Genomic DNA, 569 nt, shown 5'->3' on the forward strand with positions numbered 1-569 from the left:
GGATCCTGCGAAAATGGGTTTTAAGCAGCTCTTTATCGCCCCGATATCTGATCTTTTGGAACAAAAGGATATCAAGACATCTTTTCAAAAATGCAACTGCCTGAGCGGTAAAACGGTCATGCAGGGACTGCTTGGTAATACTGACACCGAATTGCTCAAAGAGAAAAGAGGCCATATCCAGTAAGCTGAAAAATTTTCCTCTGTGATAAGAAAACATCAAGCTAAGCAGAAAACCGAAACCGTCAAGTTTGGATTTCCTGGTACAGAAACCGGTTTCCTGGGCGATTAGGTTAATGGCTTTTGGCTGAAAGACATCATGAAATTTTTCCCTTAAAATCTGTTTCTTTTCGAGTAAATTTCTTGGTTTTTTATCCCTTTTCTTTGAAAAATATTACTATATTTAAATAAAGAAAAAGGCGGAAAACGACCAAGTTGAGCCGCCTTTTTCAAACAACTAAAAACTAATATAAATATGAACAAAAGGATGAAAGATCCCAAGGGGGATCTACGTTTTGTTCATAAATCAGCTCGACCCAGTGGTTTCAGAGTCCTTAAACTGACGGCTATGG

Annotated in this window: 1 protein-coding gene; it reads left to right on the forward strand. The window is 38.3% G+C overall.

Annotated elements, in window-relative coordinates:
- Positions 1–184 (forward strand): hypothetical protein (locus B879_RS22800; RefSeq protein ID WP_157231818.1); only part of this gene is annotated, 184 nt, incomplete at its 5' end.
- Positions 185–569: the final 385 nt, after the last annotated feature.

It is taken from the genome of Cecembia lonarensis LW9, assembly GCF_000298295.1.
In the GTDB taxonomy this organism is placed as follows: Bacteria; Bacteroidota; Bacteroidia; order Cytophagales; family Cyclobacteriaceae; genus Cecembia; species Cecembia lonarensis.